This is a genomic window from Streptomyces nojiriensis (genome assembly GCF_017639205.1).
Taxonomy (GTDB): Bacteria; Actinomycetota; Actinomycetes; order Streptomycetales; family Streptomycetaceae; genus Streptomyces; species Streptomyces nojiriensis.
In genome coordinates this window covers 5083722-5105708 of the sequence record NZ_CP071139.1, presented here as the reverse complement: position 1 = coordinate 5105708, position 21987 = coordinate 5083722, and the positions used below count along the sequence as shown (strand labels likewise).

General features: G+C 74.3%; 13 protein-coding genes. 2 read left to right on the top strand and 11 right to left on the bottom strand.

Translation table 11 applies throughout. The features are described 5' to 3' along the window. Nucleotides 1–55: 55 nt before the first annotated feature. Nucleotides 56–1297, bottom strand: a complete 1242-nt coding sequence (locus JYK04_RS23810; protein ID WP_189743969.1) for a serine hydrolase domain-containing protein — start codon at nt 1295–1297, stop codon at nt 56–58. Between the two features lie 142 nt (nt 1298–1439). Here JYK04_RS23810 and JYK04_RS23805 point away from each other — a divergent pair, with 142 nt between their 5' ends. Together JYK04_RS23805 and JYK04_RS23800 are read left to right on the top strand one after the other, a co-directional pair. Next, nucleotides 1440–2990: an outer membrane protein assembly factor BamB family protein gene (locus tag JYK04_RS23805; protein ID WP_189743967.1), complete on the top strand. Its 1551-nt coding sequence runs from the start codon at nt 1440–1442 to the stop codon at nt 2988–2990. Between the two features lie 26 nt (nt 2991–3016). Then, nucleotides 3017–3862, top strand: coding sequence for a DUF8017 domain-containing protein (locus tag JYK04_RS23800; protein WP_189743964.1), 846 nt, complete (start codon nt 3017–3019; stop codon nt 3860–3862). A gap of 48 nt (nt 3863–3910) precedes the next feature. Here the strand turns inward: JYK04_RS23800 and JYK04_RS23795 are convergent, their stop codons facing one another. The 10 genes from JYK04_RS23795 to JYK04_RS23750 form a co-directional block, all read right to left on the bottom strand. Beyond that, on the bottom strand, nt 3911–4888 hold the full coding sequence (locus tag JYK04_RS23795; protein ID WP_189743962.1) for an NAD-dependent epimerase/dehydratase family protein: 978 nt from the start codon (nt 4886–4888) through the stop codon (nt 3911–3913). 99 nt (nt 4889–4987) lie between these two features. Beyond that, complete coding sequence (locus JYK04_RS23790; RefSeq protein WP_189743961.1) at nt 4988–6121, bottom strand: hypothetical protein; 1134 nt, start codon at nt 6119–6121, stop codon at nt 4988–4990. Then, nucleotides 6118–6846 (bottom strand): HAD family hydrolase, encoded by a 729-nt coding sequence (locus tag JYK04_RS23785; RefSeq protein WP_189743959.1) that lies wholly within the window; start codon nt 6844–6846, stop codon nt 6118–6120. The genes JYK04_RS23790 and JYK04_RS23785 overlap by 4 nt, the downstream gene beginning before the upstream one ends. Beyond that, complete coding sequence (locus JYK04_RS23780) at nt 6839–8095, bottom strand: ATP-grasp domain-containing protein (protein WP_189743957.1); 1257 nt, start codon at nt 8093–8095, stop codon at nt 6839–6841. The genes JYK04_RS23785 and JYK04_RS23780 overlap by 8 nt, the downstream gene beginning before the upstream one ends. Nucleotides 8096–8098: 3 nt before the next feature. Beyond that, a complete protein-coding gene (locus JYK04_RS23775; RefSeq protein WP_189743956.1) occupies nt 8099–10609 on the bottom strand; it encodes a non-ribosomal peptide synthetase in 2511 nt (836 codons plus the stop codon). After that, nucleotides 10606–12195 (bottom strand): AMP-binding protein, encoded by a 1590-nt coding sequence (locus tag JYK04_RS23770; protein WP_189743954.1) that lies wholly within the window; start codon nt 12193–12195, stop codon nt 10606–10608. The genes JYK04_RS23775 and JYK04_RS23770 overlap by 4 nt, the downstream gene beginning before the upstream one ends. Then, nucleotides 12192–15350 carry a condensation domain-containing protein gene (locus JYK04_RS23765; protein WP_189743952.1) on the bottom strand — a complete coding sequence of 1053 codons (3159 nt, stop codon included), beginning with the start codon at nt 15348–15350 and terminating at the stop codon, nt 12192–12194. Before JYK04_RS23765 ends, JYK04_RS23770 begins: the two co-directional genes overlap by 4 nt. Continuing rightward, complete coding sequence (locus JYK04_RS23760) at nt 15347–16615, bottom strand: MFS transporter (protein WP_189743950.1); 1269 nt, start codon at nt 16613–16615, stop codon at nt 15347–15349. The genes JYK04_RS23765 and JYK04_RS23760 overlap by 4 nt, the downstream gene beginning before the upstream one ends. Continuing rightward, entirely contained in the window at nt 16608–20705 is a 4098-nt protein-coding gene (locus tag JYK04_RS23755; RefSeq protein ID WP_189743948.1) for a non-ribosomal peptide synthetase, read from the bottom strand. Before JYK04_RS23755 ends, JYK04_RS23760 begins: the two co-directional genes overlap by 8 nt. Then, nucleotides 20702–21985, bottom strand: a complete 1284-nt coding sequence (locus tag JYK04_RS23750) for a MupA/Atu3671 family FMN-dependent luciferase-like monooxygenase (protein WP_229876590.1) — start codon at nt 21983–21985, stop codon at nt 20702–20704. The genes JYK04_RS23755 and JYK04_RS23750 overlap by 4 nt, the downstream gene beginning before the upstream one ends. Between the last annotated feature and the right edge of the window lie 2 nt (nt 21986–21987).

The window sequence follows — 21987 nt, the reverse complement described above, 5'->3', positions numbered from 1 at the left end:
CCCGGGACCGAAGTCCCGGGGCCCGCCGCGCACATGGGCCGCCTGCCGTCCCCGCTCACGACGCCGGCTGGGCCGGGAGGGTGTAGACCCGGTCGGGGGTCACGATCTTGGTGATCGCCTCGCCGACCAGGGTGCTGGGCTCCTGGCCCGCGTACCCGATGTCCGTGTTGAGCAGCACGACCAGCGTGGCCTTCGCTTCCGGCAGGTAGAGGACCAGTGAGCCGTAGCCCGGCAGAGAGCCGTTGTGCCCGATCCAGCCCTGGACGTTGAAGATGCCGAGGCCGTAGCCGGTGCCCGGGAGCGCGTCGACCACGTCAAGCCGCTGGGCCTGGGTGGCGGGGGTCAGCAGGGTCCCGGTCGCCAGGGTCTTCGCCCAGCTGCGCATGTCGGGGAGGTCGGAGATCATCGCGCCCGCCGCCCAGCCCCAGGAGGGGTTCCAGTCAGTGGCGTCCTCGACCTTCCCGGAGGCCGTCTGGTTCGTGTAGCCGTGGGCGTGCGGGCTGGGGAACTCCGGGCCCGTGGGGAACACCGTGTGCTTGAGCCCGGCGGGCACGACGACCTTCTGTCCGATGAACCGGTCGAGGGGGACGCCGCTGACCTTCTCCACCACCAGCCCGAGCAGGATCAGGTTGGTGTTGCAGTAGTAGAACTTGGCGTTCGGCTCGAAGAGCACCGGGTGCTTGAAGGAGTAGCCGAGCAGTTCCTGCGGGGTGAAGGGCCGGTCGGGATTGCTGGTGAACGCCTTGTAGAAGCCCTCGTCCGCCGAGTAGTTGAACAGGCCGCTCCGCATACCGGCCAGCTCGCGCAGGGTGATCCGGTCGCCGTTCGGGACGCCGTCGACGTACTTGCCGATCGGGTCGTCCAGACCGACCTTCCCCTCGTCCACCAGCTCCAGCAGGGCGGTCACGGTGAAGGTCTTCGTCACGCTGCCGATCCGCATGTTCAGGTTCGGGGTCATCGGCGCGCCCGTGGCCTTGTCGGCGATGCCGAAGGACCGTACGTAGTCGCCCTTGCCCGGGGCCGACACGGCCACGATCACGCCGGGGATCTTCGCCTCCGCCAGTACCTTCTTGATCGCGGCGTCCAGCTGCCGGGTCACGGCGGGGGTCAGCTGTGCGAACCCGTCCGAGGCGGGCGTCGGGGTCGGGGTCGGCGCCGGGACCGTCGCGGCCGGCACGGTCACCGCGGACGCCGCCGCGACCCCTGCGTGCACCGCCCCCGCCCCTGCGCCCACGGGCCCCACCACGAGTCCGACGGCCGCCAGGGCCACGGCGGCACTGCGCCAGCGTGTCGACATGCCCGGCCTCCTCACCCCCCGAGCCAAGGAACCATCACTCCACGCTAGACCTGTGCACCCGGACGGGCGACCGGAGCTGCCCGCACCGAATTCGTCCAAAAATCTATTCTAGAAATTTCTCCGGATCGGCCAGACTTCCCCCATGACCGGTCGCACCTCCGGCCCCTGGCCGGAACCCGACGAGCAGCGCCCCGCCGGTTTCGGCCCGCCGCCCGCCCCGTTCGCACCGCCGGCACCGCGACCCGGCGGCCGCGGACCGCGGCCGCCCCGGCCCGTGGCCGCCGCCGGCGCCGCCCTCGCGCTGCTCGCCGCCCTGCTCCTCATCGGCGGCGGCGCCTACCGCCTCACGGTCCGCGGCGGGCCCGCGCAGCCCCTGGCCGGTCCCTCGGGTTCGCCCTCGGTCGACCGGGGCGACGGCAAGGGCCCCGGCGGGGGACCCGACGCCTACGACCCCAACGCCGGCATCCGGGCGGGCGAGGCCCGGGTCTGGCTGCGCGACAACCAGGCCGAGGTCGCCGGGGCGGGTGTCTCGCAGTACGGCCCCTGGCGAGTGGGCGACACCGTGGTCGTCGCGATCCCGAGCGGCCTCACCGGCTACGCGGCGGCCGACGGCCAGGAGAAGTGGAAGCTCCCCCTCCAGACCTCGCTGTGCGGGGTCCCGCCGGCCCCGTCCGCGAACGGCAGGCTCGTCGTGGGGGTGAAGGAGACCACCTCGCAGACCTCGCACTGCACCCACCTCCAGCAGATCGACCTCACCACGGGGCAGGCGGGCTGGAAGATCCCGCTGCCGCCGGAGAACAAGTACGACACCACGTCGCAGTTCGAGCTGGCGATCAGCGGCGACACCGTGGTCGTGGCCCGGTCGGCCGTCATGAGCGGCTTCTCGGTCACCGACGGCCGCAAGCTCTTCGGCACGTCGAGCCCGAACGGCTGCTACCCGTCCGCCTTCGCCGGGGGCTCCCGGCTGATCGGCATCCGCCACTGCCCCGACCCGAACGACGTCCGCGCGTCCGGACAGGCGATGGTCGAGGAGCTGGATCCGGCCACCGGCGGCGCGCGGTGGAGCTACAAGTACGCCCCGGACTGGACGGTCGGCCGGGTGCTCTCCGTCGACCCGCTGGTGATCGCCGCGCACCACAAGGACAAGAAGACCTGGAACCTCACGGCCTTCGCCGCCGACGGGACGGTCCGCTCACAGAGCACCCCGGCCTTCGGGGTCAGCGGCCGGTGCAACGGATTCGGCAACGCGAGCGGCTTCCAGGAGTGCTACGCCGCCGCGGCCGACGCCGACAGCCTCTACATCGGCGCGGGCAAGCCCGGCACCACCCTCGACACCGAGGTCACCGACCAGGTCGTCGCGGTGGACCTGAACACCGGCAAGGAGCGGTGGCGCACCGCGGAGCAGCCCAAGGGACGCACCGTGTGGCCGCTGGCCGTCGAGGACGGCAGGGTCCTCACGTACGTCACCCCGGGCAACGACGAAGCGGGGGCGGTCGTCTCCCTCGCCGCGGCCGACGGAGCCTCGCGGCCGCTCCTGCAGAGCCCGGCGGCGGCCCGCGGCGCCGAGGGCGTCTTCTACCCCCACGGCGTCCGTATCGCATGGGCGGGCGGACGGCTGTTCCTGCTCAACGGCCGGGTCAACAGCCCGGAGCCGCGCAAGGCCAGCCGCGCGATCCTGTCCTTCGGCAAGTAGGGCAGGCAGGTACCAGGAGGGGCACCGTGCAGAACCCGTACCACCAGCCGACCCACCCCGGCGGCCCGTACCCGCCGCCCTTCGCACCATCGCAGGAGCCCGGCGGCGGGCGCCGGATCAGCCGGAAACGGCTCGTCACCGGGGTCTGCGTCCTGACCGCCCTGGCGGTCGCCGCCGCCGCGACCGGCGTCGCACTCGGCGTCCGCGAGAACCGGGAGCGCGCGTCGGCGGCCGCGGCGGCGTCGGCCGCCGACCCGACGAAACCGCTCGTCGCGGGCTGGAAGACCGTGATCAACCCCAAGCACGGCACCGCCTTCGACGTCCCGCCGGGGTGGGAGGTCCTCGAACCCGACGTCTTCAGCGGCTATGAGGACACCAAGGACAAGGAGAAGGTCCTCATCGGGCACACGGCCCCCGCCTTCTACAAGTCCCAGTGGTGCAGCATCGACGCGAACGGCGACGGCCAGGTCACGGACGTCCGGCTCGCCAACGTCGGCACCAAGGGCGCCGGTGGTGCCAAGAACCCCGCCGACATCGCCGTGAAGGAGGCGCCCACCTGGGTCTACGCCGCCTACACCCAGCCGGACAAGAGCGTGGTCACGGCGGACAAGCCGGTGGAGTACACCACGAAGTCCGGACTCAGGGGGAGTTACGTCAAGGCGCGCTCCTCGGGCGCCCCGCGGCCCCACCGCTGCGCGGGCGACGGCCAGGCGGTCGTCTTCGGCTTCAAGAACTCCCGGGGGGACCTCGTCTCCTGGGACTTCTACGGCCGCACGGGCGTCCCGGGCGCCGTCGACGACGCCCTGATCATGCGCATCCTGAGCACCGTCCGGCTGGCCGGCGACCCGAAGGACCCCGGCCCCGGGCCGTGATCGCCCGCGGCCGCCCGCCCGCCGGTCCGTGCGGTCGCGTCAGCCGCGTCAGCCCTTCAGCAGCCGGGCCTCCGCCTCCTCGGACAGGCCGTCCGCGAGGGCCGGCCCGCCCTCCGGGACCGACCGCTGCCAGGCCCACGTGTCGGTGACCGTCTCGGTGACCGGGCGGCAGACGAGGCCCGCGGCATGGGCCCGTGAGACGTCTCCCGCGTGGATCGCGGCGTGGAAGTCCGAGCCGGGCGGGGCCCAGACGGGGAGGTCGGTCCACGGGGAGAGGTCCGCGGCGGCGATCGCCTCGGGGGAGGTCCAGCGGAGCTCGGCCGCCGCGCCCGTGACGCGTACGCAGAGGTCCAGGAGCTCGCCGATCGTGGTGTGGCCCGGCTGCGAGACGAGGTTGTAGGGGCCGTGCAGCGACGACTCCAGCGCGTTCAGGAGCCAGTCCGCCAGGTCGCGTACGTCGATGTACTGGAGCGGGGTGTCCCGGGGGCCGGGGGCCGGGACCGCGCCGCCCCGCGCGATGCGCGACAGCCACCACGGCAGGCGGCCCGCGTTCTCGCGCGGGCCCAGGATCAGGCCCGGCCGGACCAGCAGGGTGCGGTCCTCGCCGAACGCGCGCAGCACGGCCAGTTCCGACCCCCGCTTGTCGGCCGCGAAGTCGGTCGACTCCGCGTCCGGGTCGCCCTCGGCCAGCGGTCCGGACTCGTCCAGCCCCGCCGGCACCGGCCACGCGTACACCGAGCGGCTGGATATGAAGGCGTGGCGTCCGGCGCGCCCGGCCAGCAGGGCGGCCGCGTCGCGCACCACGGTCGGGGCCCCCGACCAGGTGTCGACGACCGCGTCCCACTCCCCCGCCGCGAGGGCGGCCAGACCGTCCTCGTGCGTACGGTCGCCGTGGCGGACCCGCACGCCGGGCGGGGCCGGGTGCTCGCCCCGGTGGAAGACGGTCACGTCCCAGCCCCGGGCGACCGCGCCCTCGGCGACGGCGCGCCCCGCGAAGTCCGTTCCGCCCAGCAGCAACAGCCTCATCCTGGTCCCTCTCCGTGGAGCTCGTCCGTCGTGTCGTGCAGCGCGCGGACGCCGCCGGGGGCCGCAGGGGCCACCGGCGGCGTCCGCCGGGACGCCCGGTCAGCGGGCGGTGCGGTCCCGGTACGCCGCGAAGCGCTCGGCGATCTCCCGGGCCCGTCCCTCGGCCTCCGAGAGCTTCATCTCGGCGCAGTCGTAGCCGAGTTCCTCCTTCATGATCGCCATGGCGGAGGGCTCGAAGACGACGGTGCCGTCCGCGCGGATCTCGCTGATGCCGTCGTGCAGCTGCCCGGAGACGTTGATGGCGTGGGCCTCGTCCGCCGTCATGCCGTCGGGGAGCAGCGCGCGGAACTTGCCGTTCTCGATCGCCACCGGGTAACCGCCGAGCGCCCCGTCCGCGCCGGGCGCGTGGACCACCGCGTCGCGCCCGTCGGCGAGCGGCTCCAGCACGCTGAGCGCGGAGGACGCGGTCATCGTCTGGCCGGGCAGGCCGCCGGTGCGGCGGTACGCGCCGGGCAGCCGGTTCAGGAGCTCCGCGACGTCCAGCTCGCCGGTGACGTCGCGCCCGTCGAGGCGGATGCCGAGGCCCATGCCGGCGGGGCCGCTGTTGCCGGTGCGGGACAGGCGGTGCGAGACGTAGTGGTGGGCCACCAGGCGCACCTCCACGTCGGCGGTGCTGCGGCCCAGCTCGTCGGCGGCCACGGCGGTGATGCCGGGGACGTTGTTGGCGACGTTGCCGATGCCGATGTGCGGGGAGAGGCCGATCGCGGTGAGCGCGGGGTGCACGGCGTCGGGGTAGGCGGCGTTGACGACCAGGGCCTGGGTGCCGGAGAGGCGCACGGCCTCCATGGCCTTCATCACCGGGACCAGGTGCATGGGCAGCCACGGGCCGTAGTTGGCGGCGTAGACGCGCTGGAAGGCGTCCTGCTGGAGGGTGGAGATGACCCACCAGGACTGGTAGCTGACGGCCAGGAAGATGATGTCCGGGGCGAAGGCGGATATCCGCTCGGCGGTGCGCGCCACGTCCGTGACGTCGGTCTGCGCGTGGCTGACCTCGTTGCTGTATCCGCGCTGGACGCTGCAGAAGCGCGTCAGGTTCGCGGCCTTCAGGACGGTCTCCTCGTCGCGGCCGACGAGCTGGACGTGGCGGGGGTTCGGGCTGTGCGCCAGCTCGTGGAAGACCCGGCGGCCGATGTCGCCGGCACCCAGGACCATGATCTTGCGGGCGTTGTTCACGAGGTACCTCCGAAGGGTGCGGCAGCGGCGAAGGGGGCGGCGGCGGGCGCCATCAGGTGGGCGTCACGGACGAGCTGGGGCAGCAGGCGCATGGACGGGAAGGTCAGGGCGCCCTCCCGGTGGGGCGGGGTGGCCGGGTCGGCGGTGTACTGCAGGACCCGCATCCCGGCGGCCACGGCGGCGTCCACGCCGACCGGGCTGTCCTCGACCACGACGCACTCGTCGGGCGTGACACCGCAGCTCTCGGCGGCCCAGAGGAACAGCTTCGGGTCGGGCTTCCAGGCGTCGGCGTCGTAGGCCGAGAAGAGCCGGCCGCCGAAGTGGTGCAGGATCCGGGCCTTCTCCAGACGGCTGCGCATGATCGCGAGCGGGCTGTTGGAGGCCACGCACATGCGGTCGCCGACGGCGGCGGCGAGCTGTTCGAGGGCGTACGCGACGCCGTCGATGGGCTCGATGCGGTCGCCGATCAGCTCCTCGCACCGGGCGCGGGCGATCGCCATGGCGTCCTGCGGCGGGGCGTTGCCCGACAGGTCCGCCATCAGGTCGAAGCACTCCTGCATCTTCTTGCCGGAGAACAGCTCGTCCCGCTGGTCCTTGTCCAGCCGCAGGCCCATCATCTCGCCGACGTGGGCGATGCCGCCGTTCTCGGCGTCCTGCGTGTCGACGAGGACGCCGTCCAGGTCGAAGACCACGAACTCGGCGGCTCGTACGGGGAACTCACTCATAGTCGATCCAGTCCACGCTCTCGATGGCGGCGACGGTCGCGGCCAGTTCCTCATGGGTGGCGGCGGAGCCGATGACGGCCGCCGTGTTGCCGCGCGCGCCGATCCGCCAGTCCACGTCGGCGCCGGGCTCGGCGAGGACGACGACCCGGTCGACGCGGGCGAGGCGGCGCAGTGCGGAGACGCCCCGGATGGCGCGCACCCGGCGGGCGCCGACGGGCGGCACGGTCAGGTAGTGGAAGGCGATCGGCCCGCCCTGCTTGACCTCGGGGGTCTCGTACGGGAGGCCGAGCGCGGCGGCGACCGCGACGTACGCGGGGTCGGAGGTGCCGGAGCGGACCGCGAGGTCGTCGACCCAGGCGCCGAGCCGGCCGTTGACCTCGATGACCCGGGGGCCGTCGGCGGTCAGCTTGATCTCGACGTCGGCGACGCCGTGGATGTTCAGGGCGCGCACCGCGCGGCAGGCGAGGTCGCGGACCTCGCGCTCCTCGGCCTCCGGTACGACGGAGAAGCCGCCGTAGCCGCCGCGCTCGCGGAACGGCTCGGCCAGGGCGAACTTGCTGGTGACGAACACCGGCCGGACGTCGTCGCCGTCGGCCACGCAGTCCACCGCGATGTAGTCGCCCCAGGGCGCCGGGGTGGGCCGCCCGACCAGGAGCTCCTCCAGCATCACGGCCGTCTCGGCGGGCCCGCCGTCGGAACCGGTGAAGATCGCCGCGAGGGCGGCCCGGCACTCCTCGGGGGTGGCGACGGCCTGCGTGTTGCGGCTGGACGCGCCGATCACCGGCTTGATGATGGCCGGCAGTCCGACGTAGGCGATCGCCTCGTCGGCCTGGGCGGGGTCGGTCAGGGTGCGGAAGCGCACGCTGTCGACGCCCGCCTCGGCGAACCGGCGGCGCTGCAGGTCCTTGTGGGTGATGGCGTCGACGTCGGCCGGCCGGTGGTAGCGCAGGCCGAGCGCCTCGGCCAGCCGCACGGTGGGTGCGATCTGGAACTCGCTGAAGGTGATGATGCCCGCCGGGGCGAGCGCGCGCAGCGCCGCCTCGGTCTGTGCCTCGGTGCGGCCCGCGGTGTTCACCACGGTGCCGACCATCTCCAGGGTCGGGATCATCTCCTGGGCGTGCGCGGTGTCCGCGGTCACGAACACCAGGTCGCAGCCGGCCTGCCGGGCCGCCTCGGCGAGCCGGGTGGGGGCGAGGCTGCCGGCGTCGTAGACGACGAGCAGCACGGGGTTGGCGGGGGTCGCGGTCATGGGTCAGCCTCCGGCCGGGAACGCGCCGGTGCGGCGGGCGACGGTCAGGGCCCCCGCGAGCGACTCGACGGTCGAGTGGGTGAACAGGGTGCGCACCGGGATCTCCAGGCCGAATTCCTCCTGGAGCCGCAGCGCCACCCGGGTCGCGGTCAGCGAATCGCCGCCCAGGTCGAAGAAGTCGTCCCCGGCGCCGACCTCGTCGGCGTACAGGGTCTCGGCCCACACCCGGGCCACGGCCCGCTCGGCCGGGGTGCGCGGGGCGATGAACTCGGCCTCCAGGCCGGTGCGTTCGCCGTCCGGTGCGGGCAGCGCCTTGCGGTCGGTCTTGCCGCTGGTGGTCAGCGGCATCCGGTCCAGGAAGACGTACGTACCGGGCACCATGTAGCCGGGCAGGGTACGGCCGCACCAGTCGCGCAGCGCGCCGATGCCGGGCACCGGGCGGCCGGGCACCGGGACGACGTACGCCACGAGCGTCTTCTCGCCGGGCACGTCCTCGCGGACCGTGACGGCGCAGGAGTCGACGTCCTCGTGGGCGAGCAGCGCGGCCTCGATCTCGCCGAGTTCGATGCGGAACCCGCGGACCTTGACCTGGTGGTCGAGGCGGCCGAGGAACTCCAGTTCGCCGCCGGGCAGCCAGCGCACCAGGTCGCCGGTGCGGTAGACCCGGCCCGCGGCGAACGGGTTGCGGGTGAAGCGCTCGGCGGTCAGGTCCTCGCGGCCGAGGTAGCCGCGGGCCACTCCGGCGCCGCCGATGAGCAGTTCGCCGGGTACGCCGACGGGGACCGGGCGGTCCGCGTCGTCGACGACGTACAGCTCGGTGCCGGCGGTGGGGCGGCCGATGGGGACGGCGCCGGCGGCGCCGGTGAGCTCGGCGACGGACGCGTAGACGGTGGTCTCCGTCGGGCCGTAGCCGTTGAGGACCCGGGTGCCGGCCCGCAGCATCCGCGCCGCGAGTTCGGCGGGCAGGGCCTCGCCCGCGGCGAAGATCTCCAGGGCGCGCGGCCGGTCACCGAGGGCGTCCAGGAGCGGGCGCAGTGCGGACGGCGTGGCCTGGACGAGGGTGACGGCGTGCCGGTCGATCAGCTCGACGAGGGCGGGCGGGTTGTGGACCTGGTCCTGGTACGCGCCGATGATCCGGCCGCCGGTGATCAGCGGCAGGAACATCTCGACGCCCGCGATGTCGAAGGTGGCCGAGGTGGTGAACAGGACCCGCTCGTTCGCCGGCGCCGGGAAGGTCTCCCGCATGCCGCACAGCAGGTTGTGGAAGCCGCCCCGGGTGACGGCGACGCCCTTGGGGGTGCCGGTGGAGCCGGAGGTGTAGAGGACGTAGGCGAGGTGCCCGGGCCCGGCGGCCGCCGCCGCTTCCACGACGGGGGAGGAGGCGATCGCCGCGGCGTCGGTGTCGACCGCGACGAGGGTACGGGGCTGCGCGCCGTCGCCGCCGGACAGCCGCCCGCGCAGCGACTCCTGGGTGACGACCACCGGAGCGGCCGTGTCCCGCAGGACGAACTCCAGGCGGTCGACCGGGTGCTGGGGGTCGAGCGGCACGTAGGCCGCGCCCGACCGGAGCACCGCGAGCAGCGCCACGATCAGTGCGGGGCCGCGCTCCAGGCAGACCGCGACGGGCACGTCGGGGCCGGCGCCGAGGCCGCGCAGGTGGTGGGCGAGGCGGTCGGCGCGGGCGTCGAGCTCCCGGTAGCCGACCTCCTCGGCGCCGAAGACGACCGCGACGGCGTCGGGGACGCGCCGGGCCTGCTCGGCGACCAGCGCGGCCACGTCGGCGTCCGCTTCGGGGAACGCGGCGCGGCCGCGGCCCCAGCCGGTGAGCAGCAGCTCGCGCTCGGCGGCGCCGAGCGGGTCGAGCCCCTCCAGCGCGATGCCGGGGGTTTCGGCGATCGCGGTGAGGAGGGTGAGGTAGCCGTCGGTGAACCGCTCCGCGCTCGCCGCGTCGAACAGCTCGGCGGCGAAACCGACGCGCAGGCCGAGGCCCTCGCGGCCGGGGACCGGGTCGAGCGCCAGGGTCAGGTCGGGCGGGCAGACTCCCTCGGCCCGGTAGGCGGGCCCGTCCGTGAACAGGGCCTGGACCACCGGGTGGTGACCGTCGGCTCCGGGTCCCAGCGCGGCGGCGAGGCGGTCCACCGGCAGCGCGGCGGCCCGGCCGCGGGTCAGCGCGGCGTCGGTCCGCGCCACGAGCTCGGCGAAGGCCGGGCCCGCGGCCAGGTCGGCGCGTACGACGGCCAGGCCGCCGTCGGGGTCCGGGACGCCCACGGCGAGGTCGCGCTGCCGGGTCCACCGGCCGAGCAGCACCTGGTAGGCGGCGAGCAGCACGGTGGACAGCGGGGCGCCGTACTCGGCGGCCGCCTTGTCCAGCGCCTGCGCCGTGCCGGCCGGGACGGTGCGGGTGAGGTGGCCCAGGGCGCCGGTGCGCGCCGAGGGGCGCGGCCGGTCGGTGGCCGGCTCCAGCGGTTCCAGGCCCGCCAGTTCGGTTCGCCAGTACTCCAGCGCGTCGGTCATGACCCCTCCGTCGTGTCGAGGATCCGCGCCAGTGCCTTGCGGTCCGTCTTTCCGTTGTCGTTGAGCGGCAGCCCGCCCGGCAGGTGGACGAGCGTGGCGGGCACCATGTGCAGCGGCAGCAGCTCGCGCAGCCAGGCGTCGAACCGCTCGGGGTCCACCTCGCGGCCCGCGTAGGCGCCGACCAGCTCGGTCTCGCCGTCCGGGCCGGGCAGGGCGAGCACCGCGGCGTCGATGACGTGCGGGTGGCGGTGCACGGCCGCCTCGACCTCGCCGAGCTCGATGCGGAAGCCGCGTACCTTGACCTGCTGGTCGAGGCGGCCCCAGTGCACGTAGAGCCCGTTCTCGCGCCGGACCCGGTCACCGGTGCGGTACCAGTGGCGGTCGGTCAGCGCGGTGCTGCCGTCGTAGCCCTCGGCGGGGCCGGCATCCGGCTCGTACGACACGAACCGCCCGGCGTTCTCGCGCGGGTCGAGGTAGCCGCCGAAGCGCTGTGCGCCGCGCACGCACAGCTCGCCCTCGTCGGCCGCCAGGCCGTCCGCGTCCAGCAGCACCATCTCGTTGCCCGGGAAGGGGACGCCGATCGGCACGGTGCCGTTGGAGGACTCCGGCCAGTCCGTACTCGGACCGGACAGGCCGTGGTTGATGCAGCACACCGTCAGCTCGGTGGGCCCGTACACGTTGTGGATCACGGCGTTCGGGGCGACCGCGCGCCAGAGCTCGGCGTGCTGCGCGGTGACCGGCTCGGCGCCGAACATGCTGTGCCGCAGGTTCACGGCGCGGCCCAGGGGCAGGTTGCCGAGCCGCTGCGCCTCCCGGATCACCGAGGGCACCGAGAACCAGTGGGTGAGCTCGCGCTCGACGATGAAGTCGACCGGCCGGTACAGGTCGGCGGCGAGCGGCACCACCAGGGTGGCCCCGCCGCCCCAGGTGGCGAACAGGTCGATGACGCTCGCGTCGAAGGTCAGGCCGAAGGTCTGCGTGAGCCGGGCGCCCGGCGCGATCTCGTACCGCTCGATGTTGTGCGCGAGGAACAGCGAGGTGTTCCGGTGCCGGATCGGCACGCCCTTGGGCTGGCCGGTGGAACCGGACGTGAACAGCAGGTACGCCTCGCGGTCCGGGTCGTCGGGGACCGGCGGCAGCGACCGCTCCAGCGCGTCGGTCACGGCCGCGGACACCCGCTCGTCCTCGTCGAGTCCGAGGACGGTCGGCCGGTGGCGCTCGGGCAGCCGGGTGAACAGGCCGGCGGACCGGGTGTCCACCAGAGCCGCCTCGACGCCGGCCCGCTGGGCGATGTCGAGGTTGCGCTGCGCGGGGTAGTCGGGGTTGAGCGGGACGACGGCCGCGCCGAGCCGCTGGATCGCCAGGTAGCCGGCGTACGCGGCGACCGAGCGGGTGGCGGCGAGCGCCACCCGGGCGGGCAGCGAGCCGTGCTTGGCGGCGATGCGGTCGGCGAGGGTGAGCGCGAGGGCGCGCACCTCGCCGTAGGTCAGTACCTCGTCGCCGATCTCCAGGGCGGGCAGGCCGGGGTGACGCAGGGCCGATTCCTCGAACCACTGGTAGAGCGTGCGCTGTTGCCGGTCGTTCATCGCTTCCTCGGTATCGGTGTGCTGGTCTGGCGGGTGCGGCCGCGGGCGCGCATGGCCTCGGCGCGGGCCTGGGCCCGGCTCTGCCCGCGCTCCCCGGCGGCCGACGGGGCGTCCGTGGCGGGGGCGCCGCCCAGGAAGGCGGCCATGGCCCGGACGGTGGAGTGCCGGAACAGGTCCACGACGTCGACCTCGCGGTCCAGTGCGCCGCGCAGCCGGTCGCGCAGCCGGATCAGGAGCAGCGAGTTGCCGCCGACGTCGAAGAAGTTCTCCGACGCTCCGACCGTCCGGCCCAGCACCTGCTCCCAGGCCGCGGCGACGGTCCGCTCGGTGTCGTTCGCCGGCTGCGCGTCGGCCCGGTCGGCCGGCTCCGCGGCCTCGGCTGCGGCCGCCTCGGCGAGCAGCTTGGCGATCGCCTCCCGGTCGGGGCGCCCGCCGGGCAGCAGCGGCAGCCGGGCGGCCAGGTGCAGCCGGGCGGGCAGCAGGTGGCCGGGCAGCAGGTCCCGCAGGTGGGTGCGGAGTGCGCCGGCGGTCAGGTCCGCGCCCGGCCGGGCCGCCACGGCCGCCGCGAGGGAGCCGTCCGCCGGGTCGGTCAGGACCTGCGCCCGGGCGACGTCGGGGTGCGCGAGCAGCGCCGCCTCGACGTCGAGGGCGGCCACGCGGACGCCCCGCACCAGGGCGTGGTCGGCGGCCCGGCCGGCGAGGACGATCCGCCCGTCGGGGAGCCGGCGGGCCAGGTCGCCGGTGGCGAACAGGCGGGCGCCGGGCTCCCCGCCGAACGGGTCGGGCAGGAAGCGTTCGGCGGTGCCGCTCGCCCGGTCCGGGTAGCCGCGGGTGACGGCCGGGCCGCCGATGTGCAGCTCGCCGACCGCGCCGGTGGCCGCGATCGCGCCGCGCGCGTCCAGGACGTACGCCGTGCCGGCGCCCGCCGGCCCCAGCGGCAGGGGGCCGTAGCCCTCCCCCTCCGGGGACGGCGCCGGGCCCGCGAGCGCGGGGCCGGCCGTCTCGGCGCACGAGTACAGCTGGTGCACGTCCGTGGCGCCGGCGGCCACCGCGGCCGCGAGCGTGCCGGGGAACAGCGGCTCGCCCGTGGTGAGTACGGGGATCCGGGCGCCGCTCGTGAGCAGCCCCGCGAGCTCGGCGGGGGCCGCGAGCACGGTGGCCGCGTCGCCGCCGGTGGGGACGACCGCGCGGCCGCCCCGGGTCAGCGGGCCGAACAGCTCCAGGAACGCGGCCGGCGAGTCCGGGGCCGCGAGCAGGGCGACCGCGTCGAAGGCGGCCCCGGACAGCTCGCGGTGGGCCCAGCGCAGCCGGGACACCAGGTTGCGGTGCTCGGCGACGACCGCGCGCGGCTCGCCGGTGACACCGGCCGTGCGCAGCACCCAGGCGGCGCCCCGCGCGGTGGTTCCTGCGGCCTCCGGCGCCGCCCCGTCCGCGTCGGCGGCGTCCTCCGGGTCGAGCACGTCGACCTGGGTGTGGTCGAACAGCGCGCCGGAGTACGGGTCGGCGAGGACCGTCCGCAGCCCCGCGTCGTCCACGGCGAGCCGCAGCAGGAAGGCGGGCAGTTCCGGGTCGAGCGGTACGCACGTGCCGCCGGCCCTGACCACGCCGAGCTGGGCCGCGGCCAGCGCGAAGGACTTCGGGACGCACACCCCGACGGGGGTCTCGGGGCCGACCCCGAGCGCCCGCAGGCGCGCCGCCACCCGGTCCGCCGCGCGGTCGAGTTCGCGGTACGTCCAGGTGCGCGCCCCCGCGGCCACGGCGACCGCGTCGGGGGTGCGGGCGATCTGCTCGGCGACCAGCCCGTGCAGGGTGCCCTCGTCCTCGTACGCCGCCACCGGCTCCGGGGCCTCGGTGCGCAGCAGCGCGGAGACGCGGGCCTTCGGGTCCGCGCCGATCCGCTCCAGTACGGTGCGCAGCCGGTCGAGCAGCAGCCGGGCGGTGGCCTCGTCGAAGAGGTCGGCGCGGTAGTCCGCGAGGGCCAGCAGGCCGTCCTCGGTCTCCACGGTGTCGATCGCCAGGTCGGTCTTCATGGTCGGCAGGCGCAGCTCGGCCGCGCCGAACCGGGAGCCGGCCGCCTCGTGGACGGGCGCGGCCGGCGCGTGCGTGTACATGACCTGGTAGAGCGGGTGGTAGCTCGGGTCGCGGGCGAGCCCGAGCCGGTCCATGACCTCGTCGACGAGCAGGTCGGGGTGGTCGAGGGCGTCGAGGAGGTCCCCGCGCACCCGGCCGATCAGATCGGTGAACTCCGGGTCGTCGGCCAGCTCGCCGCGCAGGACGACGGGCCGGGTGAGGTAGCCGATGACGCCGGCGCTCTCGGTGGTGTCGCGGCCGGAGACGGCCATGCCCGTCAGCACGTCGGTGCCGCCGTACTGGCTCAGCACCACGTCCACCGCGGCCTTGAGGACCATGAACAGGCTGGCGCGCTTGGTGCGGGCCAGCCGGCGCAGCGGCTCCACGACCGGCTCGGGGACGACGGTGGTGACCCGGGCCCCGGTGTGCCCGGCACGCGCCCGGCGGGGCCCGGCGAGCGGCAGTTCGAGGAGTGCGGGGGCGCCGGCCAGGCGCTGCGTCCAGTAGGCGAGCCGCTCGGGCCTGGCCTCCTCGTCCAGCGCGGTGCGCGCGGCGAGGAACTCCCCGTACCCGACCGCGGGACGCGGCAGCGGGTCGGCGAGGCCGTCCGCGAACGCCCCGTACAGGGCGGTGAGTTCGGCGGTGAACAGCTCCAGCGAGGCCCCGTCGAACACGATGTGGTGGACGCCGACGAGGAGCTGGTGGTGCGTCGGGGACAGGCGCAGCAGCTCGGCCCGCAGCAGCGGTCCGCCGTCGAGGTCGAAGGGGGTGCGGGCGAAGGCGTCCGCACGGGCGGCCGCCTCCTCGCGCGTCACGTCGACCGGGGCGAGGGCGACCGGGGCGGGCGCCCCGATCTCCTGTACGGGCTCGCCGCCGGCGTCCCGCACGATGCGCACCCGCAGTGCGTCGTGCCGCCGGACGAGGGCGTCCAGGGCGCGCTGCAGGGCGTCGCCGTCGAGCGGGCCCTCGATGGTGACGGCGAAGGGGATGCTGAAGAACGGGTCGCCGGGCCGGAGCTGGCCGAGGGCCCACAGCCGCCGCTGGGCGGGGGTCAGGGGAAGCGCGGGCAGGTCGGGCGTGCTCATGCGACGGCCTCCGGTTCCGGGGTGCCCGCCTGGTCACCGCGGCCGCCGCGCAGCCGGGGGACGAGCAGGACGAGGGCCGCGACGACCAGGACGGCGCCGGCCACCACGATGGAGTCGGCGATGCCGACGATCCCGGCGAGCAGGCCGCCGACGACCACGCCGAGGACGGTGAAATTGACCATCAGGGCGTTGAGCAGGCCGACACCGCGGCCGCGCAGCTCCTCGGGCAGGTCGCTCAGCAGCGTGTTGGCGACCGGCACCTGGAAGAGCCCCGAGCCGAGACCGGCCAGGACGCACCAGAGCAGGACGACGGTCAGGCCGAGTGCGCCCTGGTCGGTGGCCTCCCATGCCGTGCCCGTGGGGGCGAGCAGCAGCAGGGAGGCGCCGAAGAGCACGATCGACCCGATGAGCAGCCCCCGGTCGGAGAACCGGCGCACCAGCGGCGGACCGGTGAGCGCGCCGATGACACAGCCCGCTCCGAAGCCGGCCTGGGCCAGCCCGTACTCGAAGGCCGGCAGCTCGAAGACGCTCAGGAGCTGGGAGTTGAGGTTGGTGGTGAACAGGCCGAGGACCAGCATCACCGGGACCATGACGATCGCCAGGAAGCGCAGCGAGGGTACGGCGAGCACGCCGGAGATGCCGGTGCGCAGGGACTGCCAGTACCCCTCGCGGCCGCTGTCGGCGCCCCGCACGGGCACCTCCCGCAGCACCGCCATGCTGGCGAGCAGCACCGCCGAGAGCACGAACGTCACGGCGTCGAGCACGAAGACCGCGGTGACGCTGCCGAAGGCGATGAGCAGCCCGCCGAGCGCCGGGCCCACCAGGTTGAGGGTGTGGTTGGTGGACTGGAAGAGGGCGACCGCCGTGGGGATGCTGTGCCCGCGCACGATCAGCGGGATCGCGGTGATGCGGGCCGTCTCGAAGAAGGCCTTGGCGATGCCGCTGAGCAGGATGAGCACGAGCAGCAGCAGCGGGGAGTCCCGTACGACGATCATCGCGAGCACCAGGACGACGCGGACCAGGTCCGAGCCGACCATCAGCAGCCGGGCCGGCAGCCGGTCGGCCAGCGGTCCCACGAACGCGCCGAGCACGCCGAAGGGCAGCAGCTGCGCGATGACGACCAGGGACACGTACAGGACCGGGTCGTCGGTCTCGGTGGCCACCACGTAGATCAGAGTGATCTTGGTGATGGCGTCACCGAGGAAGGAGGCGACGACGGCCAGCCAGTACCGGATGTACGTCCGGTCCTTCAGCAGCTCAAGCATCGTCTCCCCCACCGTTCCCGGCAGCGCCGTTCAGTACCTCGTTGAGTACTTCGGCGACGCCCTCGATGTGGGGGTGGCGCATCATCGTGTAGTGGTTGCCGCCGACCGTGCGGACGTCGAAGTGCTGCCCGGTCAGCTCGTTCCAGGAGGTCGCGAGGTCCCACTCCTCCTCGTCGGCGCGGATCAGCGTGACCTTGCCCTTGACGGGGCCGGGCCGGAAGTTCCACACCAGGCGCAGGTTGGCGACCCACAGCTCGTAGATGTCGCGGATCTGCTCGCGGCCGGCGTCCGGCGGCAGGTAGTCGCACTCGCGGGCGATGCCGAGCAGGTAGTCGAGGTGCGCGTCCTCGTCCATGGTCTGCAGTTCGGCGAGCGGCTTGAGGCGCCGGCCGTAGTCCCACTGCAGGTTGGCGGCGATGGCCTCGACGATCTCGGCCGGGTCCGGCTCGGAGCCGGCCGGTACGACGGCGGGCGCGTGCGCGTCCATCATGACCACCGACACCTCGGCGCCGCTCTTCTCCAGCTCCCCGGCGACGGCGAAGGCGTTGGCCCCGCCGTAGCACCAGCCGGCCACCGTGTAGGGGCCCTCGGGCTGGGTCTCGCGGATCAGCGCCGCGTACTGGGCGGCGCGGTCGCCGAAGCCGGTGAACGGCAGCTCGCCGTCGACGGGCGGCGGCGAGGCCAGCGCGTACAGCGGGCGTCCGGCGGGCTCGACGAGGGCTGCGAACGGCATGTAGCAGACGACCTCGCTGCCGGCCGGGTGGGCGAAGAACACCGGGGAGCCGGTGCCGTCGCCGGAACCGAGCTCGACCAGGTGCACCCCGGTCTCGTCCTGGTAGCCCTCGCGCAGCATCCGGGCGAACCGCTCGACGGTGGCGCCCCGGAAGATCGCCGCCATCGGGAGCTGCTGCCCGAACCGCTTCTCGATCTCCGCCATCAGGCGCAGCACGAGCAGCGAGTGGCCGCCCAGGTCGAAGAACCGGTCGTGCAGGCCGATCGGGGAGACCCCGAGGACCTCCTCCCAGATGTGCGCGACCTCCAGCTCGACGGCGTCGCGCGGCGGCACGTAGCCCGCCGCGTCGCGCTCGACGGCGGGGGCGGGCAGCGCCCGGCGGTCGATCTTGCCGCTGGTGTTCAGCGGGAAGGTCTCCAGGCGCACGATCGCGGCGGGGACCATGTAGTCGGGCAGCGAGCCGCGCAGGTGCTCGCGCAGCTCCTCGGCGGTCAGCGCCTCGTCGGCGGACTCGACGTACCCGGTGAGCCGCTTGTCGCCGGGGCGGTCCTCGCGGACCAGGGCGACCGCGCGGCGCACCGCCGGGTGCTCCTCCAGCCGGGCCTCGATCTCGCCCAGCTCGATGCGGAAGCCGCGCAGCTTGACCTGGCCGTCGTCGCGGCCGAGGAAGACGAGCGTGCCGTCCTCGCGCAGCCGCGCCTTGTCCCCGGTGAAGTAGAGGCGGGCGCCGGGGCGGCCGCCGAACGGGTCGGGCACGAACCGCTCGGCGGTCAGCCCGGGCCGGCCGCGGTAGCCGCGGGCGACTCCGGTGCCGCCCAGGTACAGGTCACCGGGCATGCCGACGGGGACCGGCGCGAGCCGGTCGTCCAGGACGTACACCTGGGTGTTGTCGAGCGGCCGGCCGATGGAGATCTGCTCGGTGCCGCTGTCCAGGCGCTGGAACGTGGACCAGATGGTGGTCTCGGTGGGGCCGTACACGTTCCAGGTGCGGCCGGGCTCGCGGACCAGCTGCTCGGCCAGGGCGGGCGGCAGGGCCTCGCCGCCGACCAGGACGCGCAGCGAGCCGTCGTTGTGCCAGCCCGCCTCCACCAGCAGGTGCCAGGTGGCGGGGGTGGCCTGCATGACGGTGGCGCCGGTCTCGGCGAGCAGCCGGGCGAGCCGCCGGCCGTCGACGGCCTGCTCCTTGGTGACGACGTGCACCCGGGCCCCGCTGATCAGCGGGGCGTACAGCTCCAGGCCCGCGATGTCGAAGGTGACGGGGGTGACGGCGGCGAGCGTGTCGCCGGGGCCGAGCCCGGTCTCGCGGGCCATCGACAGGAGCAGGTTGACCAGGTTGCGGTGGGTCACCTCGACGCCCTTGGGGCGGCCGGTGGAGCCCGAGGTGAAGATGACGTACGCGAGCCGGTCCTCGCCGGAGGCGGGCTTCGCCGGGACGGCGGGCGCGGCCGCGATCGCCTCCGCGTCGGCGTCCAGGCGGATCCGCTCGCCGGGACACCCGGCGAGCGCGCCGAGCAGACCGTCCCGGGTGAGCAGGAAGCCGGTGCCGGCGTCGCCGGTCATGTCGGCGAGGCGCTGCGCCGGGTAGGCCGCGTCGAGCGGGAGGTAGGCGCCGCCCGACATGATCACGCCGAGCAGGGCGACGACGAGGTCGACCGAGCGGTCCAGGCAGACGCCGACGACGGTCTCGGGGACGACGCCGCGTGCCTGCAGGTGGGACGCCAGCCGGCCGGAGCGGTCCAGGAGTTCGCCGTACGTCAGCCGCTCGTCGCCGCAGGAGACGGCGACCGCGTCGGGGGTGGCGGCGGCGTGGCGGCGCACCAGCTCGTCCAGGCCCACGCCGGGCTCGCGCTCGGCCGCGGTGCTGTTCCACTCGACGAGCAGGGTGTGCGCCTCGTCGGCGTCGACCAGGGACAGGTCCCGGACGGTGCGTCCCGCGTCCTCGGTCATCTGCTCCAGGAGGCGCACGACCTGCCGGGCCATCCGCGCCATGGTGCTCTCGTCGAACAGGTCGGTGTTGTACTCGAACAGGCCGTGCAGGTGGTCGGCGGCGAGCTGCGGGTCGTCGAGGAACCCGAGGAACACGTCGTCCTTGGCGGTGGCGTTGTCGAGCATCAGCTCCTCGACGCGCAGCCCGGCCATCGGCGGCGGGTCCTCGTGGACGAAGTCCACCAGGATGAAGGAGGCCTGGTAGATCGGGGTGCGGCTGGGGTCGCGGGGGATGTCGAGCTCGTCCAGCAGGGTGCCGAACGGGATGTCGAAGTGGTCGAAGGCGCCCAGCATGGTGGAGCGGGTCGCCTGCATCAGCTCGCGCACCGTCATCGCGGGCGAGACCGTGGTGCGCAGCGGCAGCATCGTGAGGAAGTAGCCGATCATCGGCTCGGTCTCGGGCCTGCCGCGGGTCGACGAGGTGGTGCCGACGACGACGTCCTGCTGGCCGGTGAGCCGGTGCAGCAGCGTCTTCCACGCGGCGAGCAGCACGATGTTGATCGTGACGTCCTCGCGCTTGGCGAGGTCGCGGATCGCCTGGGTCAGCTCCGGGGTGAGCGGGAACTGGTAGCGGGCGCCGTTGGAGGTCATGACCGGCGGGCGCGGCCGGTCGGTGGGCAGCTCCAGGACCAGTTCGGCGCCTTCGAGCTTCTTCTTCCAGTACGGCAGGTGCTTGTGCCGGACCTCCTCGCGCAGCCACTGCGGCTGCCACTCGGAGTAGTCCGCGTAGTGCACCTCGACGGGCGGCAGCCGGGGCTCACGGCCCGTCGCGAACGCCGTGTAGAACTCGGCGAACTCGGCGTTGAAGATGCCCATCGAGCCGCGGTCCCAGACCAGGTGGTCGACGGTGCCGACGAGCACGTGCCGGTCGTCGGCGACCCGCAGCACCGCGATGCGCAGCAGCGGTCCCTTGACCAGGTCGAAGGGGGCGCGCATCTCCTCGGTGGCCAGGCGCGTCAGCTCCGCCTCGCGCCGCTCCTGCGGTACGGAGCGCAGGTCGACGTGGCGGACCGGCACCTCCATGGCCGGGTGGACGACCTGGACGGGAGTGTGGCCGTCCTGCTCGAAGGTGGTGCGCATCGCCTCGTGGCGGTCCACGAAGGCGTCGGTGGCGCGCTGGAGCGCGTCCCGGTCCAGCGCGCCGTGCAGCTTCGAGGCGAAGTACACGTTGTAGAGCGGGTCTTCGGCGTCGAACTGGTGGATCAGCCAGATGCGCTCCTGGTCCACCGTGAGCGGCACCCGGTCGCCGCCCGTGCGCCGCGGGATGGGGCCGGCCGTCGCGGGCGTCTGGGCGCGCTCGCGCATCTTCTTGTCCAGGAGGGCCCGCTGGGCCGGGGTGAGGCCGGCCAGCCGGTTGGCGAGTTCGGTCACGACTGGTCTCCTTCGGCGGCGGCCGCGTCGGCCCGGTACCGGTTCTTGAGTTCGGTGAGGTGTTCCAGGCCCTTGACGACCTGGCCCGGCGCGAGGCCGAAGTCGACCAGGCAGGCCACCTCGTCCACGCCGATGTCGACCAGGTCCTCGATCAGGGACTCGCACTTGTCGGGCGTGCCGAGCAGCGCGAGCGTGTCGAAGTACCGCTCGAAGGTGGCGTTCAGCATCACGTCGCGCTCGGCCTCGGAGAGCTTGGAGTACTCGCTGCCGAAGCTGTCCTGCTGCGCGAGGAAGGTCTTGAGGTAGCCGGTCAGCGGCTCCCGCACGATCTCCCGGGCGCTCTCGTCGTCGGAGTCCAGGAACGTGTGCACCATCGCGGTGACCTTGGCGCGGGACGGGTCGTGCCCGGCTCCGACGAGCGCCTCGCGGTAGGCGGCGATCTTGTCCTTGAGGTCGGCGGGCCGCTGGGCGACGAGACCGGTCAGCAGGTACGCACCGGCCTCACCGGCCTTGACGAACGTCTCGGGGCTGCCCTGCGCCGACACCCACACCGGGAGCTCGGCCTGGATCGGGCGCGGCAGGGTGCGCACCGACTGCAGCGAGCCGTCGGCGCGCGGCAGTTCGACGCTCTCCCCGGCCCACAGCCGCTGGATCGTCTCGATCGCCTCGAACATCTCCTCCTTTCGGCGCGGGTAGCGCTGCTGCCCGTCGCCGGGGGCCAGGAGGAAGTCGTCGGGGTGCCAGCCGGAGGCCGCGGAGATCGCGGCCCGCCCGCCGGACAGGTTGTCGACGACCGCCCACTCCTCGGCGACCCGCACCGGGTGGTGCAGCGGCAGGACGCAGCTGCCCGCCCGGATCTGGATCGACTGCGTCTGTACGGCGATGGCCGCGGCCAGGACCGACGGGTTGGGGTAGAGCCCGCCGAAGTCCACGAAGTGCCGCTCGGGCACCCAGATCCCGGCGAAGCCGTTGGCGTCGGCGATCCGGGCGCTCTCCATGAGGAGGTCGTACTTCCCGGGGCCGGCGGCGGTGCCGTCGCCGGAGAAGAAGAACAGGCTGAACTCCATGGTGCTGCCGGGGCGCCGGGTGCGGCGCGGCGCGGCGGCCTGCCGGGCACCGGCCTTCTCCCCCGCGTCCACGGTGGCGGGCGCCTTCAGGCCCCGCTCGCGCATGGCGCGCAACAGGACCTCGCGCTGCTCCGGGCTCAGCGAGGCGAGCCGCTCCTGGAGCATGCGGGCCTGCGCCGCCTCGGCGTCGTTGGTCGTCTTCTCGTCAGCCATGG

Excerpts from the sequence above, each read along its gene's own strand:
- JYK04_RS23795 (WP_189743962.1), bottom strand. The coding sequence starts at position 4,888 with ATGAGGCTGTTGCTGCTGGGCGGAACGGACTTCGCGGGGCGCGCCGTC.
- JYK04_RS23770 (WP_189743954.1), bottom strand. The coding sequence starts at position 12,195 with ATGAACGACCGGCAACAGCGCACGCTCTACCAGTGGTTCGAGGAATCG.
- JYK04_RS23760 (WP_189743950.1), bottom strand. The coding sequence starts at position 16,615 with ATGCTTGAGCTGCTGAAGGACCGGACGTACATCCGGTACTGGCTGGCC.
- JYK04_RS23765 (WP_189743952.1), bottom strand. The coding sequence starts at position 15,350 with ATGAGCACGCCCGACCTGCCCGCGCTTCCCCTGACCCCCGCCCAGCGG.
- JYK04_RS23750 (WP_229876590.1), bottom strand. The coding sequence starts at position 21,985 with ATGGCTGACGAGAAGACGACCAACGACGCCGAGGCGGCGCAGGCCCGC.
- JYK04_RS23785 (WP_189743959.1), bottom strand. The coding sequence starts at position 6,846 with ATGAGTGAGTTCCCCGTACGAGCCGCCGAGTTCGTGGTCTTCGACCTG.
- JYK04_RS23810 (WP_189743969.1), bottom strand. The coding sequence starts at position 1,297 with ATGTCGACACGCTGGCGCAGTGCCGCCGTGGCCCTGGCGGCCGTCGGA.
- JYK04_RS23780 (WP_189743957.1), bottom strand. The coding sequence starts at position 8,095 with ATGACCGCGACCCCCGCCAACCCCGTGCTGCTCGTCGTCTACGACGCC.
- JYK04_RS23805 (WP_189743967.1), top strand. The coding sequence starts at position 1,440 with ATGACCGGTCGCACCTCCGGCCCCTGGCCGGAACCCGACGAGCAGCGC.
- JYK04_RS23775 (WP_189743956.1), bottom strand. The coding sequence starts at position 10,609 with ATGACCGACGCGCTGGAGTACTGGCGAACCGAACTGGCGGGCCTGGAA.